Source organism: Flavivirga spongiicola (assembly GCF_030540825.1).
Taxonomy (GTDB): Bacteria; Bacteroidota; Bacteroidia; order Flavobacteriales; family Flavobacteriaceae; genus Flavivirga; species Flavivirga spongiicola.
Genome location: NZ_JAUOEO010000001.1, coordinates 4378850 through 4394980 on the forward strand (window position 1 = coordinate 4378850; position 16131 = coordinate 4394980).

11 protein-coding genes are annotated in these 16131 nt (G+C 33.5%); 8 read left to right on the forward strand and 3 right to left on the reverse strand.

Annotated elements, in window-relative coordinates:
* Window positions 1-9: 9 nt before the first annotated feature.
* Entirely contained in the window at window positions 10-1404 is a 1395-nt protein-coding gene (gene glmM, locus Q4Q47_RS17560) for a phosphoglucosamine mutase (protein WP_303307943.1), read from the reverse strand.
* A gap of 79 nt (window positions 1405-1483) precedes the next feature.
* On the opposite strand from glmM, the gene Q4Q47_RS17565 reads away from it, so the two are divergent.
* From Q4Q47_RS17565 to Q4Q47_RS17575, 3 genes are all read left to right on the forward strand, one after another.
* Entirely contained in the window at window positions 1484-2083 is a 600-nt protein-coding gene (locus tag Q4Q47_RS17565; RefSeq protein ID WP_303307944.1) for an acyl carrier protein phosphodiesterase, read from the forward strand.
* Window positions 2084-2272: 189 nt separating this feature from the next.
* Window positions 2273-3961: a gamma-glutamyltransferase gene (gene ggt, locus Q4Q47_RS17570; protein WP_303307945.1), complete on the forward strand. Its 1689-nt coding sequence runs from the start codon at window positions 2273-2275 to the stop codon at window positions 3959-3961.
* 71 nt (window positions 3962-4032) lie between these two features.
* On the forward strand, window positions 4033-4755 hold the full coding sequence (locus tag Q4Q47_RS17575) for a hypothetical protein (RefSeq protein ID WP_303307946.1): 723 nt from the start codon (window positions 4033-4035) through the stop codon (window positions 4753-4755).
* A gap of 29 nt (window positions 4756-4784) precedes the next feature.
* Here Q4Q47_RS17575 and Q4Q47_RS17580 read toward each other — a convergent pair whose 3' ends face one another.
* A complete protein-coding gene (locus Q4Q47_RS17580) occupies window positions 4785-5426 on the reverse strand; it encodes a CAP domain-containing protein (protein WP_303307947.1) in 642 nt (213 codons plus the stop codon).
* Between the two features lie 245 nt (window positions 5427-5671).
* A complete protein-coding gene (locus tag Q4Q47_RS17585) occupies window positions 5672-6193 on the reverse strand; it encodes a hypothetical protein (protein ID WP_303307948.1) in 522 nt (173 codons plus the stop codon).
* A gap of 251 nt (window positions 6194-6444) precedes the next feature.
* Here Q4Q47_RS17585 and Q4Q47_RS17590 point away from each other — a divergent pair, with 251 nt between their 5' ends.
* The 5 genes from Q4Q47_RS17590 (at window position 6445) to Q4Q47_RS17610 (ending at window position 16123) form a co-directional block, all read left to right on the forward strand.
* Window positions 6445-6798, forward strand: coding sequence for a hypothetical protein (locus Q4Q47_RS17590; RefSeq protein ID WP_303307949.1), 354 nt, complete (start codon window positions 6445-6447; stop codon window positions 6796-6798).
* 166 nt (window positions 6799-6964) lie between these two features.
* Complete coding sequence (gene uvrA, locus Q4Q47_RS17595) at window positions 6965-9814, forward strand: excinuclease ABC subunit UvrA (RefSeq protein WP_303307950.1); 2850 nt, start codon at window positions 6965-6967, stop codon at window positions 9812-9814.
* 90 nt (window positions 9815-9904) lie between these two features.
* Complete coding sequence (locus tag Q4Q47_RS17600) at window positions 9905-10594, forward strand: LOG family protein (protein ID WP_303307951.1); 690 nt, start codon at window positions 9905-9907, stop codon at window positions 10592-10594.
* 125 nt (window positions 10595-10719) lie between these two features.
* Entirely contained in the window at window positions 10720-13548 is a 2829-nt protein-coding gene (locus tag Q4Q47_RS17605) for a gluzincin family metallopeptidase (RefSeq protein WP_303307952.1), read from the forward strand.
* A 163-nt stretch (window positions 13549-13711) separates the two neighbouring features.
* Window positions 13712-16123: an alpha-ketoacid dehydrogenase subunit alpha/beta gene (locus Q4Q47_RS17610; RefSeq protein ID WP_303307953.1), complete on the forward strand. Its 2412-nt coding sequence runs from the start codon at window positions 13712-13714 to the stop codon at window positions 16121-16123.
* Window positions 16124-16131: the final 8 nt, after the last annotated feature.

The following is a 16131-nucleotide window of genomic DNA, read 5'->3' on the forward strand; positions in this document are numbered from 1 at the left end:
GGGATACAGTTAAGCCTGAATATTCGCAATAGCTCCTATCTCCTCAATAAATTTATCAGCCAAAGTATCCGCTGCTTCCTGGGACTTTGCTTCGGTATAAATCCTGATAATAGGCTCTGTATTACTTTTACGAAGATGTACCCAACTTTCAGAAAAATCTATTTTAACACCATCAATAGTGGTTAACTCTTCATTTTTATAACGATCTTCCATAGCTTTTAAAATCCCATCAACATCCAACTCCGGGGTTAACTGGATTTTCTTTTTACTCATAAAGTAGTTAGGGTATGTTTTTCTAAGTTCACTAACACTTATATTTTTATCTGCTAATAAACTCAAAAACAAAGCAACTCCCACCAAGGCATCACGACCATAATGAGACTCTGGGTAAATAATACCTCCATTACCTTCTCCACCTATAACAACCTTATTCTTCTTCATAAGGTTTACAACATTCACCTCACCTACTGCACTTGCTTCATAAGTACCTCCATGTTTTTCAGTAATATCTTTTAATGCTCTTGTAGAACTCATATTACTAACAGTATTCCCTGGCGTTCTACTCAATACATAATCTGCACAAGCCACTAAGGTATATTCTTCACCGAACATCTCTCCATTTTCATCCATAAAAGCCAAACGATCCACGTCAGGATCTACAACAATACCAAAATCTGCTTTATGTTTTTTTACTTCTGCAGATAAATCTGTTAAATGCTCTTTTAAGGGTTCTGGGTTATGCGGAAACCGTCCGTTTGGGTCACAGTATAATTTTATAACATCTACACCTAATCGTTCTAATAGTAACGGAATAGCAATACCTCCTGTTGAATTCACACCATCTACCACGACTCTAAAACGTGCTTGTTCTATTGGTTTTACAGTTACTAGTGGTAAATCTAAAACCTCAATAATATGTAAATCAATATACGCTTTGTTTTTTGTTATTTTCCCTAAGCTATCAACATCAGCAAAATTCATATGGTCGCTTTCTGCTATGTCTAAAATTTTCGCACCTTCTACAGCATTTAAAAATTCCCCTTTTTCATTTAACAACTTTAAAGCATTCCATTGTTTTGGGTTGTGGCTTGCTGTTAGTATAATACCTCCATCTGCATGTTCCATAGGCACAGCAACTTCAACTGTTGGTGTTGTAGAAAGCCCAACATCAACCACATGAATCCCCATACCCACTAAGGTATTCATTACTAAGTTCTGAACCATTTTTCCAGAAATACGAGCATCTCTACCAACAACAACACGATAATTTTCTTTTTCTCTATTCTGTTTTAACCAAGTACCATAAGCTGCTGCAAATTTCACAGTATCAATGGGTGTTAGGTTTTCACCTACTTGTCCGCCTATAGTTCCTCTAATCCCTGAAATTGATTTTATAAGTGTCATGTTATTATTTTGAAATTAAAAAAGCAAATATACAATTCCAAAACTGGAATTCTTAAAACGGAATTCGTAAATTTCACAAATGAATTATTTAGCTCATATTTACCTTTCTGGCGAAAACGATTTAGTAACTATTGGTAATTTTATTGCAGATGGCATTAAAGGGAAAGATTATAAAAAATATCCAAAAAACATTCAAACAGGTATTTTATTACATCGAAATATAGACACCTATACAGATGCACATAAAACAGTTAGACTAAGCACTAAAAGGTTGCACGAGAAGTATGGACATTATTCAGGTATCATTGTTGACATTCTTTACGATCATTTTCTTGCAAAAAACTGGAGCAAGTATAGCACCATATCTTTAGAAGAATATGTAAATACTTTTTATGATTCTTTAGAAGAACATTACAACATACTTCCTTTACGAATACAAAAAATGATGCCATATATGATAGCTGATAATTGGCTTTTAAGTTATGCTTCTATAGATGGTATTTCCAGAGTTTTGGAAGGTATGAATAGAAGAACTAAAAATAGATCCGGGATGAATGAGGCCATTGTTGAACTTGAAGCGTTCTATAAAGAATTTGAAAATGAATTTACTGTCTTTTTTAATGAATTAATTACCTTTTCCAAGCAAAAACTTAAAGAATTAAACAAAAAAGTGGTTTAGACTACCCTTATCCTGTCAAACTGAGCACATATTTTTATAATTGGCTCTAAAATGCCTTTTCATCTTCACATTTTGTCTTTTTATTACTCCGTAGTGATGTTATGCAGCTCTAAAAAACTTTAATTTGGGAATAAAATCACTATTTTTCGCACAAATCAAAAAAGTTTAAACTATTCTAAAGAATAAATCATGAAACAACTAATATATACGATCTTATTATTAACCCTTTATGTTTCTTGTAAAAAAACAGTTGAACCTAGCAAAACAGGTTTAATAACCAAAAATGCCATGGTAGTTTCGGCAAGAGTAGAAGCTTCAAAAATTGGTAGTGACATTCTTAAAAAAGGAGGTAATGCTTTTGATGCCATGGCCGCTACACAATTAGCTTTAGCAGTTGCATACCCCTATGCAGGAAACATCGGAGGAGGTGGTTTTATGGTATACCGAAAAGCTAATGGAGAGATTGGCGGGTTGGATTTTAGAGAAAAAGCTCCACTAGCAGCTACAACAGATATGTACTTAGACGAAGACGGTAATGTTATACCTGAAAAAAGCACTTTGGGGGCTATGGCTGTGGGTGTACCAGGGACTATTGCTGGGGTTTTTGCTGTGCATGAAAAATTTGGGAGCTTATCTATAGAAGACATTATTAAACCGGCTATTGAGTTAGCATACAGGGGCGTTATTGTCACAAAAAAGCAAGAAGAAAAGATTGCGCATTATATGCCATTGTTTAAACGGGCGAATAAATATTCTACTTTGTTTCACAAACCATGGAAAAAAAATGACACTATTAAATATGAGGCTTTGGCAAAAACACTAACCAGAATTATGACTCATGGGAAGGACGAATTCTATAAAGGTGATACGGCAAAGCGTTTAGCTAAGTTTATTCAAGAAAATGGAGGTATACTTACCGAAGAAGACCTAGCTAGGTACGAAGTAAAATGGCGAGATCCCGTAAGCTTTAAATATGATGATTTAAATATCATTTCCATGTCACCTCCTTCAAGCGGTGGCGTATGTTTAGCACAAATAATGAAAATGATTGAACCTTTTCATCTTGATGAGTACGGACATAATTCACTCAAAACCATTCAAGTCATTGCTGAAGCTGAACGACGAGCCTATGCCGACAGAAGCTTTTATTTAGGTGACCCTGATTTTGTTGACATCCCCATAGAAACACTTACCCAAAAAGCATACTTAAATAAAAGGATGTCCGACTTTTCTTTTAAAAAAGCCACTTTGTCCAGTGATGTATCACACGGAGACATCCAGGTTATTGAAAGCAATGAAACGACCCACTACTCCATTATTGATACTTTTGGAAACACAGTCTCGGTAACAACCACCATAAATGGGGCCTATGGTTCTAAATTATATTGTTCGGATTTAGGTTTCTTTTTAAATAATGAAATGGATGACTTTAGTAGTAAACCGGGAGTCCCAAATATGTTTGGGGTAACTGGCGGCGAAGCTAATAGTATTTTACCCGAAAAACGAATGTTAAGTTCCATGACACCAACTATAGTAGAAAAAGATGGTAAGCTGTTAATGTCTATTGGCACACCAGGGGGTTCAACCATCATAACGTCTGTATTACAAACTATTTTAAATGTTCACGAATTTAATATGACCATGCAAGAAGCAGTTGACGCACCACGTTTTCACCATCAATGGCTCCCTGACGAAATCCGAATGGAACCAAATTCCTTTAATGATACTTTGATTTTTCAGCTCGAAAAGCTAGGGTATTCCATAAACGAAAAAGATTCACCAGTAATTGGCAAGGTCGATGGAATACTTGTTTTAAATGACGAATTGTTAGAGGGAGGTGCAGATCATCGAGGTGATGATACAGCCGTCGGTTTTTAAAGTTTTCCTTTCTCTAAAACAATAGTATTTAATAATTTAGCTCTAAGTATCAAAAACTACACAAAGGTTTTATGACGAAGAAATCAAAAAAAATATTTAAGATAATATCTGGAGTAGTCATATTTTTAACACTACCTAGTTTATTGTTCTTTGGTTTTTTATTTTTCAAATACAACGAAAATTTACCTAACGGTATTCAAGGTGAAGAAGCAGATGCCCTAGCTTATAATATGCTCGAAGCCTTAGACTATAATGCCTTTAAAAATACGAATCATATAGAATGGACATTCAAGAAAAGACATCATTACAAATGGGATAAAGAAAATAATACTTGCGACGTTTATTGGAAAGAATTTAAAGTAAATTTAGATTTAAATGACCATACTCAAAGTAAAGCTTATGTACACAGTTTTAAAGTTGAGAGTGATATGGCTAAAGAATTAAAAACAAAAGCTTTAAAGTACTTTAATAATGATTCCTTTTGGCTGGTAGCTCCCTATAAGGTTTTTGATAAAGGCGTGGAGCGTCGACTTGTAAAGCTTGAAAATGGCGATAAAGCACTTTTGGTTACCTATACTTCTGGAGGGTCCACTCCAGGAGATTCTTATTTATGGCTGCTTGACGATTCTGGTAAACCAACAGCCTTTAAAATGTGGACATCAATACTACCCATTGATGGTCTAGAAGCCTCATGGAGTAACTGGACAACCACTGAAAGTGGTGCACAATTACCAACATTTCATAAAATGCTTGTTTTAGGTTTGGAGATAGGTGATGTTAAAGGAACCAATTAAGCTATTAGATGAATATAAAATAACATTTATCAAAGCTCATCATAATAATTTACCACCACTCCATGCCGGTCTCTATCAATGGCATAATAACCAATTGCGACACCTCTGCTTCTTTGTGTCATCATAGCCTGATAGTGCCCCCCATTTGGTCCTTCTTCATAAAAAAGTTTAGGCACCCACCAAATTGATTTTTCAACAGTCCCGCTCGAGGCGTCACCTCCACGTCCACCACCAGCTGCACCCTGTGATCTCCAGCCACATCCATCACTCCAATGATAAACATCATTTTCTGCGGCTAATCTAGCCTCACGGGCGGCACAAAGCTCATATTCAATAGCACGTACATATGGAGGCAGACCGTGCTTAGCACGATATTCATTAATCTGATTAAGACCATACTCACCCACATCAACATAGCCACAATAGGGATCATCTGTCATAAGTTGCATTTCACCATTGTTGCATAAGTTTTCTGGATTTCCGTCATCATCAGGTACCCTCCCTACTAAAGAGGCTGTTAATCTTGACAGAACTTCTTGCTCATCAATTCCTAAATCTATCATTGGCCCATGTTGTGGTGCATCCTCTTTAGAGCAAGAAAATGATAAAAAAAGAAGCTGGTAAAAAATGACTAACAGCCATTTACATGACTTTATTTGGAAAAGTTCCATAATGTAGTACGTTTTATAGATTTGGGAATCTTTAAAACGAATTTACAGTTTCAAAATTCTAAATTAAAATAAAACCGCATTAATTCGATGAACGCAACTATCTAAATATAAAAAACACTTATTTGCTTTTTATTTAATACAAACGTCACATACCAACAATACGAAACCTATTACTCCTTAGAAATAGTCTATTTTAACAAGTTCACGAAGTTGTAGACGTCCCATAGCCTAACAACTCCTTTTACTTACTTCCGCTGCCCTACAAAATTATGACTCTTAGACTTAAACAATATATTAAAACTAGTTAGACTACCGTAAATTCTGGTAATGTATTGCTGTAAATCTATTTTACCTTGTTCATCTAAATCACTAGAGTTTATACGTTGCTCCATAACCCGCAATCGATCCCTAACCATTGTTATTTTATGAAAAAAAGTATCAATTGGTAATTCGTAAGATTTTAAACCTTCATCAGCTGGCTCTAAAATTAACTTCCCCCCTTTATATTTATCTGCAATAGGCACAACCTCACTGGTATCACTCCATTTTTTTAAAATGTTTACCAAACTACTTTCAACATCAAAAAAGCTAACCGTATCCACATCTCCATCAGCAGCCTCAATAATCTCAAATTCACTATCTAAATCGATGGTTTCTAATCCCCTTTCTATAAAAGTTACCCAATAATGTTGTGTAGTCACATTGGTTACTACACCTTTTCCATATTCCGAATGATTAATCCTTGATCCTATTCCTAATAATTTCATTTTAATGTTTTTATTTTTTATAAAAGTGCAAAGTCACATCTTAGTTTCATTGACCAAATATGCTAATTTTTTCATGATTTTTTATTAAAATTGCAATAAAAACAGTTTTCGTCCCCCTTAAACAGAGTTGGCTCTTACAGAAATTTCAAGTACTCAAAAAATTCATAGTTTCTTGAGAAATGATTGAAAAAATAGCAATAAACATATATCTTTATCGCAACTTTTCATCTAACCTAAAAAGTATTTTATTTATGAAAAATTTAATTTTTATAATGTTTTCTTTAATTTTTTGTTTTTTAACAAATGCACAAAATAAACCAGAAATTGGAGACGAACTAGTTATAAACGCTCCAAGCAGAACTAACTATAATCATATAGATTTTCCAAAGCTTAATTTCCTAGTTAAAAGAGGCAAGCCAGCAAATTATAAAAGTGTTTATGGTAATAAGGTAGTTGTTAAGAACATTATTAATGATGACAACGGAAATATTTATGTTATTCTTGAAAAAAAGAATGGTAAAAAATTCTTTGGATTTCTTAATAAGGTAAAAGCAAATTACAATAAATCATTAGAGTCCAAGGAATTGACAGTAATAAAACAATAGTTCCGCAAGAGTTCTAATATTTACACCTTGTAAACATAAAGTATTGCTCTTTTAATTTAAATATTTTACTCTTCTTAAACCATACCCTTTAAATTGTTTAATAAGTCTAAATAAAGTTTACAAAAATTTAACTTCTAAAATCGTAACTTCGCAGTTTTGCAATTTTATGAGTCAATTTAATGATTTTATTGAAGTAAAAGGTGCCCGTGTGCATAACCTTAAAAATATTGATGTTTCTATCCCAAGAGAGCAACTTGTAGTTATAACGGGTCTGTCTGGTAGCGGAAAATCATCTTTAGCTTTCGATACTATTTATGCCGAAGGACAACGCCGATACATTGAAACATTCTCTGCCTATGCAAGACAATTTCTAGGTGGTTTAGAAAGACCTGATGTTGATAAAATTGATGGACTCTCTCCTGTTATTGCTATCGAACAAAAAACAACAAGTAAGTCACCAAGATCTACTGTTGGTACTATTACTGAGATTTATGATTTCATGCGTTTACTGTTTGCAAGAGCTAGTGATGCGTATAGTTACAATACAGGAGACAAAATGGTAAGTTACAGTGACGAGCAAATCAAAGAGCTCATAATTAGTGATTTTAGTGGAAAACGCATAAATATACTAGCACCTGTAGTACGTTCACGTAAAGGACATTATCGTGAATTATTCGAGCAAATTTCAAAACAAGGCTTTGTAAAAGTAAGAACAGACGGCGAAATCAAAGACCTCACAAAAGGCATGAAACTAGACCGTTATAAAACACACGATATTGAAATCGTCATTGATAGGTTAGTTATTGATGCATCAGCAGATAACGACAAGCGTCTTACCGAAACTATAAATACGGCAATGTATCACGGTGAAGACGTTCTCTTGGTTATTGATCAGGACACCAACGAAACTCGCTATTTTAGTAGAAATTTAATGTGTCCGTCTTCTGGGATTTCATACCCAAACCCAGAACCTAATAATTTCTCTTTCAATTCACCTAAAGGAGCTTGTTCAAATTGTAATGGTATTGGAGAGTTATATCAAGTAAACGAAAATAAAATTGTTCCAGACGACAGTTTATCAATAAAAGCTGGAGCATTAGCGCCTCACGGACCAGAAAAGAACAGTTGGATATTTAAACAGTTTGAAACCATTGCGCAACGTTTCAATTTTAAATTAACTGATGTTTATAAAGATATTCCCAAGGAAGCCAAACAAATGATTTTGTATGGTGGGAATGAAAAGTTTTCCGTAGAAAGTAAAACACTCGGGGTTACCCGAGATTATAAAATAGATTTTGAAGGCGTCGCTAACTTTATTGAAAATCAATACAGAACAGCCGAATCCACCTCTTTAAAACGCTGGGCAAAAGAATATATGGATAAAATTGAATGTCCGGAATGTCATGGCTCCAGATTAAAAAAAGAATCACTTTATTTCAAAATAAATAATAAAAACATAGCAGAACTCGCCAACACAGACGTTGATGAATTAGCAACTTGGTTTAATAGCTTACATGAGCATTTATCAGAGAAACAACTCAAAATAGCAGAAGAAATTTTAAAAGAAATAAGGTCTAGACTGCAGTTTTTATTAGATGTAGGATTAAATTATTTATCACTAAACAGAAGCTCTAAATCTTTATCTGGTGGGGAAGCACAACGCATACGTTTGGCAACTCAAATTGGCTCACAATTAGTTGGCGTATTGTATATTTTGGATGAACCTAGCATTGGCTTGCATCAACGTGATAATGAAAAACTAATTAACTCCTTAATATCGCTTCGCGATATTGGAAATTCGGTTATAGTTGTAGAGCATGACAAAGACATGATCGAACGTGCCGATTATGTTATTGATATTGGGCCGAAAGCTGGAAAACATGGTGGTGAAATAATTAGTATTGGTAACCCTGATGAATTAAAAACACATAATACCTTAACTGCCGATTATTTAAACGGTAATAAAGAAATTGAAATCCCTAAAAAACGCAGACAAGGCAACGGTGAGTTTTTAGTACTAAAGGGCTGTACAGGAAACAATTTAAAAAATGTATCTATAAAACTTCCTTTAGGAAAAATGATAGGAGTTACTGGTGTTTCTGGTAGCGGAAAATCTACATTAATCAATGAGACCCTCTACCCTATTTTAAATGCGCATTATTTTAATGGCGTAAAAAAACCAATGCCATATAAAAGTATAAAAGGTTTAGAGCATATTGATAAAGTGATTGATATCAACCAATCTCCCATTGGCAGAACACCACGAAGTAATCCGGTGACATATACAGGCACTTTTAGTGAAATTAGAGCTTTATATGCTAAAATTCCGGAAGCCATGATTCGTGGTTATAAAGCGGGGCGTTTTAGTTTTAATGTAAAGGGAGGTCGTTGTGAAACTTGTCAAGGTGGCGGTTTACGAGTTATAGAAATGAATTTTCTTCCAGATGTATATGTTGAATGCGAAACCTGTCAAGGCAAGCGTTTTAATAGAGAAACACTGGAGATTCGTTATAAGGGAAAATCGATTAGTGATGTATTAAACATGACTATTAACGAAGCTGTTAAATTTTTTGAGCACATTCCTAAAATCTATAATAAACTAAAAACCATTAAAGATGTTGGTTTAGGTTATATCACCCTAGGACAGCAAAGTACCACACTTTCCGGTGGGGAAGCACAACGCATTAAATTGGCAACAGAATTAAGCAAGCGTGATACTGGAAACACTTTTTATATTCTTGATGAACCCACAACAGGTCTACATTTCGAAGATATACGAGTGCTTATGATTGTACTTAACAAACTAGCAGACAAAGGAAATACTGTACTCATTATAGAACACAATTTAGATGTTATAAAAACCGTTGACCATATTATTGATATAGGCTATGAAGGCGGACAAGGTGGTGGCCAAATTATTGTTGAAGGATCACCTGAAGAAGTGATTAAGCATAAAAAAAGCTACACCGCTAAATTCCTTAAAAGAGAATTAAATTCAGTAAGCAGTATTCAGTAACAGTTAATAGTAAATCAAATAGATAAATAGTTTAGATTTATACAAAATTCAAATACACGAATAAACAGATAACCATATAAACATTTATATATGAGAAAAGAACAACATCACAAAGGATGGAATGAAATAAAAACAAACGATTCTTGGGCCATTTTTAAAATAATGGGCGAGTTTGTTAATGGTTTTGAAAAGATGAGCAAAATAGGCCCCTGTGTATCTATTTTTGGGTCGGCCAGAACGAAACCAGAAGACAGATACTATAAGCTGGCAGAAAAAGTAGCAAAAGGAATTGTAGAAGCTGGATATGGTGTTATTACTGGTGGTGGTCCTGGAATTATGGAAGCTGGAAATAAAGGGGCTCACTTAGGTGGTGGAACCTCCGTAGGTTTAAATATTGATTTACCTTTTGAACAACACGACAACCCATATATAGATTCAGATAAAAGTTTGGATTTCGATTATTTCTTTGTCCGTAAAGTCATGTTTGTTAAATACTCTCAAGGTTTTGTAGTCATGCCTGGTGGTTTTGGTACTTTAGATGAGTTATTTGAAGCCATGACGCTTATACAAACACATAAAATTGGAAAATTTCCAATTATTCTTGTAGGTACAGATTTTTGGGAAGGTTTGCTTGATTGGGTAAAAAAGACCTTATTAGATTCATTTTCAAACGTAAGCGCAAAAGACTTAGATTTAATTCATTTGGTAGATACCGAAGAGGAAGTTATAGACATTCTTGACGCATTCTATAAAGAATCCGGTTTAAGCCCTAACTTTTAGCATGACAACCTTTTTACGACTAAATGTTTAGGCACTATAAACATTGGTGAATTTTAAAACCACCATATTTTGTTATATTGTAACGCCTTACATGAATTATTAACCGTTAAATGTTTTATAATAAATTGAAATTACGCCTATTTAGTTACATCATTTTTACCCTAATATGCTTTACAAGCTTCAGTCAAAATAAGATTGATGTAAAGGCGGTTTTTGATATTGAGAACAAACAAATCAAAATATCACAAACTATTCAATATCAAAACACAACACAAGATGAACTACAAACTATTTATTTAAACGATTGGAGCAATAGTTATTCTACAAAAAAGACACCATTAGCTATACGAATTGCAGATGAATACAAAAATGATTTTCATTTAGCTAAAAACGGGGATAGAGGATATTCTGCTATCACTTCCATCAAACAGAATAATGAGGATTTAGTATTTCAGCAGTTAAAAAACCAAATTGATATTATTAAAGTTGAATTAAAAGCCCCATTAAAACCAAATGATTCTTATAAAATTCATTTAGAATATATCGTTCAAATCCCAAATGCTAAATTTACAAGTTACGGTATCACAGACTCTGGTAATTTAAATTTAAGATATTGGTATATAACGCCAGCTATATATAATGGTGAATGGCAATATTATAGCAATCAAAATTTAGATGATTTATTCATCCCTAAATCGGATATCACACTGGAAATTGAACATCCAAACAATTACACTTTAACTTCAGAATTAAATTTAAGTAAACAGATTCAATTAGCTGATAAACAAATTATTAAACTAGAAGGAAAAAATAGAAACAGCAATAAACTATTTTTAAGTAAAGGTTCAAATTTCAATACCATACAATCCGAAGATTTTTCTATAGTCTCAAACATAAGTGACGAAGGATTAGAAGTCATAGAGAAAGTTTTAATTACAGAAAAGGTAACAAAGTTTATCTTAAAAAACTTTGGAGAATACCCTCATAAAAAACTCTTACTAACAGAAATTGATAACGTAAAAGATCCCGTTTATGGTGTAAATTTTTTACCAAAATTTATAAAAACTTACCCGATTCATTTTCAATATGAGCTTAAATTATTAAAAATCGCATTACACAATTATTTAGAAAACACCCTACTTGTAAATCCAAGAAAAGAACAGTGGTTGTTAGATGGTATACAAATTTATTATTTAATGAATTATGTTGAAGAATACTATCCTAACATGAAGTTTCTCGGTGCCTTAGCTGACTTCTGGGGCGTTAAATCTTTTCATATTTCAGACATGATGTATAATGATAAATATACACTAGCTGCGATGTCTGCTGCAAGAACTAATAGAGATCAACCGCTTACCATGCAAAAAGACTCTTTGCTTAAGTTTAACACTAATATTGCCAACAAATATAAAGCAGGTATCGGGCTTAAGTATTTAGACGATTTTATAAACGAACAAGTATTGGAAAATAGCATAACATCGTTTTTATCCAACAATAAATTAAAACAAATAACAGCCAAAGACTTTGAAATCTATTTAAAATCCAAAACAAACAAAAACATAGATTGGTTTTTTGAAGATTACCTAACGACCCGGAAAAAAATTGATTTCAAAATAAGAAAGGTTCTTAAAACCGAAGACTCCATAACGCTTACCATAAAAAATAAGCGAGATAATAGCATGCCTATTTCTTTATATACTTTGAATAATGACAGTATTATCTCTAAAACATGGATAGAAAACATTACAAAAAGTAAAACACTCACAATACCTAGAAACAATGCTGACAAGCTTGTTTTAAATTATGAAAAAATTGTTCCGGAAATCAATTTAAGAGACAATTGGAAATCATTAAAAGGCTTCTTCTTTAATAACAAACCATTACAATTTAGACTTTTCAAGGATATTGAAGATCCTCACTACAATCAGGTGTTTCTCATGCCTATTGCAGAATTTAATAATATTTATGATGGACTCACTTTGGGTATGCGAGCCTATAATACTACTATTTTAAGAAAGCTTTTTAAATACAAAATTGAGCCATCATACGCTTTCAAGTCAAGATCCCTAACAGGCTCAGCTTCTTTATCTAAAACTCATTATTTCAACAACGATCTATTTGCTATCAACTATGGCATCGTTGGAAGTTATACATCCTATGCGGAAGACCTATTTGTTAGACAAATAAAACCATCAGTAACACTGTTATTTAGAAGAAATGACGATTTACGCTCAAACAAAAGGCAAACATTAAAATTTAGATATTTAGATATTAAAAGAGATGAAGATGTACTTAATATCTCCCCCACTTTTAGACCAAACTATAAGCTTTTTAATATCCGCTATCGAAATTCTAATGATAATCTTATAAACTTTAATAAATGGTATGCCGATTTTCAAATTGGAGAAAAGTTCAGTAAAATGTCCTTTAACTATGAATATAGGCGATTATTTCAAAGTAACAGGCAATTAAATTTACGCATGTTTGCTGGTGCTTTTTTAAAAAATAAGACAGATATAACTTCAGATTATTTCAGTTTTGCGTTAGATAGACCAACAGATTATTTATTCGATCTTCCTTATTTAGGTCGTTCTGAGGCTTCTGGGATCTTCAGTCAACAATATATAGATGCCGAAGGTGGATTTAAATCCAAACTAGAAACACCTTTTGCAAACCAATGGATTACCACATTTAATGCAAGTACGACATTATGGAAATACATATTAGCTTATGGTGATATTGGATTTGTTAAAAACAAGTTTAATGATCCCCATTTTGTATATGATTCTGGTGTAAGAGTTAATTTAGTTACTGATTATTTTGAAATTTACTTCCCCGTATATTCTAACCTCGGTTGGGAAATAGGACAACCAAATTACGATGAAAAAATCAGATTTAAATTTACCGTAGACCCACAAGTGCTTTTAGGCTTATTTAGAAGAAGATGGTACTAATATATTAGTGAATAATCACTTTTAACCTATTTTTATTACATAATCACCATTTTAATTCCTTTTTTTTGACTATTTTTATAAATACCTCAAATATTTAGGCGCTAATATAATTGCGAAAACGACAAATTTTAACTACTTTTGCACGAGCAAAAAGCACAGCTAAATGCAAACTATTCCAAATTTGAAGACCGACATATCATTTGATGATTTTAAAGCAGAAGTTCTAAACGATTTCAAAATAGCTATTAAAAGTCGTGAATGTAGCTTACTTGGTAGACGTGAAGTCTTAACAGGTAAAGCTAAGTTTGGAATTTTTGGAGACGGTAAAGAAGTACCACAATTAGCTATGGCCAAAGCCTTTCTAAAAGGAGATTGGAGATCTGGTTATTACAGAGATCAAACATTCATGATGGCTATTGGTGAATTAACTATTGAACAATTTTTCGCAGGCCTATACGCTAATACAAATTTAGAATTAGAACCTATGTCTGCTGGTCGTCAAATGGGTGGTCATTTTGTAACACATAGTTTAAATGAAGACGGAAACTGGAAAGATCTCACAAAACAATATAACTCAAGTGCAGACATCTCTCCTACAGCTGGACAAATGCCTCGTTTGTTAGGTTTAGCTCAAGCGTCAAAAATCTTCAGAAATGTTGATAACATTAATACAACTAATTTCTCTATTAATGGAAATGAAGTTGCTTGGGGTACTATAGGAAATGCAAGTACGAGTGAAGGTTTGTTTTTTGAAACTATTAATGCTGCAGGCGTTTTACAAGTCCCTATGGTTATTAGTATTTGGGATGACGAATATGGCATTTCAGTACATGCAAAACACCAAACAACTAAAGAGAATATATCGGAAATTTTAAAAGGATTTCAACGAGATAACGAGCATAAAGGTTACGAAATACTACGTGTTAAAGGTTGGGATTATGCCAATCTTATGGAAACCTACCAAGAAGCTTCTAATATTGCCAGAAACGAGCATGTACCAGTACTCATTCATGTATTGGAATTGACACAACCACAAGGTCATTCAACTTCTGGGTCCCATGAAAGGTATAAAGATGCTGAACGTTTAGAATGGGAAGCTCAACACGATTGCAACTTAAAAATGCGTGAATGGATTATAGAAAGTGGGATTGCTACAAATGAAACGCTTACAGAAATTGAAAGAACCATTAAAAGGGAGGTTCGAGAAGCCAAAAAGAAAGCGTGGAATACCTATTTAAAGCCTGTTTTAAAAGAGAAACAAGAATTAATTTCTATATTAACACAAGTAGCTTCGTCTAGTCCTAACAAAGTGTTCATATCTAAAATTAAAGAAGACTTAGCGCATATAGATGAACCGACCAGAAAGGACATTCTATCAAGCGCGAGAAAGGCTTTAAGATTTCTTATAAGTGAAACATCTAAAGAAAAGCAACAACTTGGTGATTGGATTGATAGCATTTTCAAAAAAATACAGCCTGATTTTAGCTCGCATTTATATTCTGAAACTGGTAGATCGAACATTCTTATAAAAGAAGTAAAACCGACTTACGATAACGATGCCATTCAAGTTGATGCGCGTATCATTCTACGTGATAACTTTGATGCCATTTTCAGCAATTATCCTGAAGCACTTATTTTCGGAGAAGATACAGGTAATATTGGAGACGTAAATCAAGGTTTAGAAGGTTTACAAGAAAAGCATGGTGAATTACGTGTAGCAGATACCGGCATACGAGAAGCCACTATTATCGGACAAGGCATAGGTATGTCATTACGTGGATTAAGACCTATTGCAGAAATTCAATATCTTGATTATATTTTATATGCATTGCAGATAATTAGTGATGATTTAGCAACCGTACACTACAGAACCAAAGGCAAACAAAAAGCGCCATTGATAATAAGAACCAGAGGCCACAGGCTTGAAGGTATTTGGCACTCTGGCTCTCAAATGGGAGGTATTCTAAATTTAGCTAGAGGCGTAAACATTCTGGTACCAAGAAATATGACTAAAGCTGCTGGTTTTTACAATACACTTTTACAAGGTGATGATCCTGCTATAGTTATTGAATGCCTTAATGGTTATAGGCTAAAAGAAAAAATGCCAAACAACCTAAGCACTATAAAAACACCTATTGGCGTCGTTGAAATCGTTAAAGAAGGTACAGATATCACATTAGTTTCTTATGGATCGACCTTACGTATTGTAGAAGAAACCGCCAAAGATCTTTTATCCATTGGTATTGATGCAGAAGTTATAGACGTACAGTCTTTACTGCCTTTTGACTTAAATCATGATATCGTAAAGAGTATTGCTAAGACAAATCGTGTTATGATCATTGATGAAGATGTTCCTGGAGGTGCTTCGGCATATATTTTAAACGAAATATTAAATACTCAAAACGCCTATCAGCATCTTGACAGTCAACCAAAAACACTTACAGCAAAAGCACACAGACCGGCATACGGAAATGATGGCGACTATTTCTCAAAACCCTCTGCCGAGGATATTTTTGAAGCTATTTACGACGTCATGCATGAATTAAATCCTGCTGATTTTCCTAAATTACGATAAACTAAAAA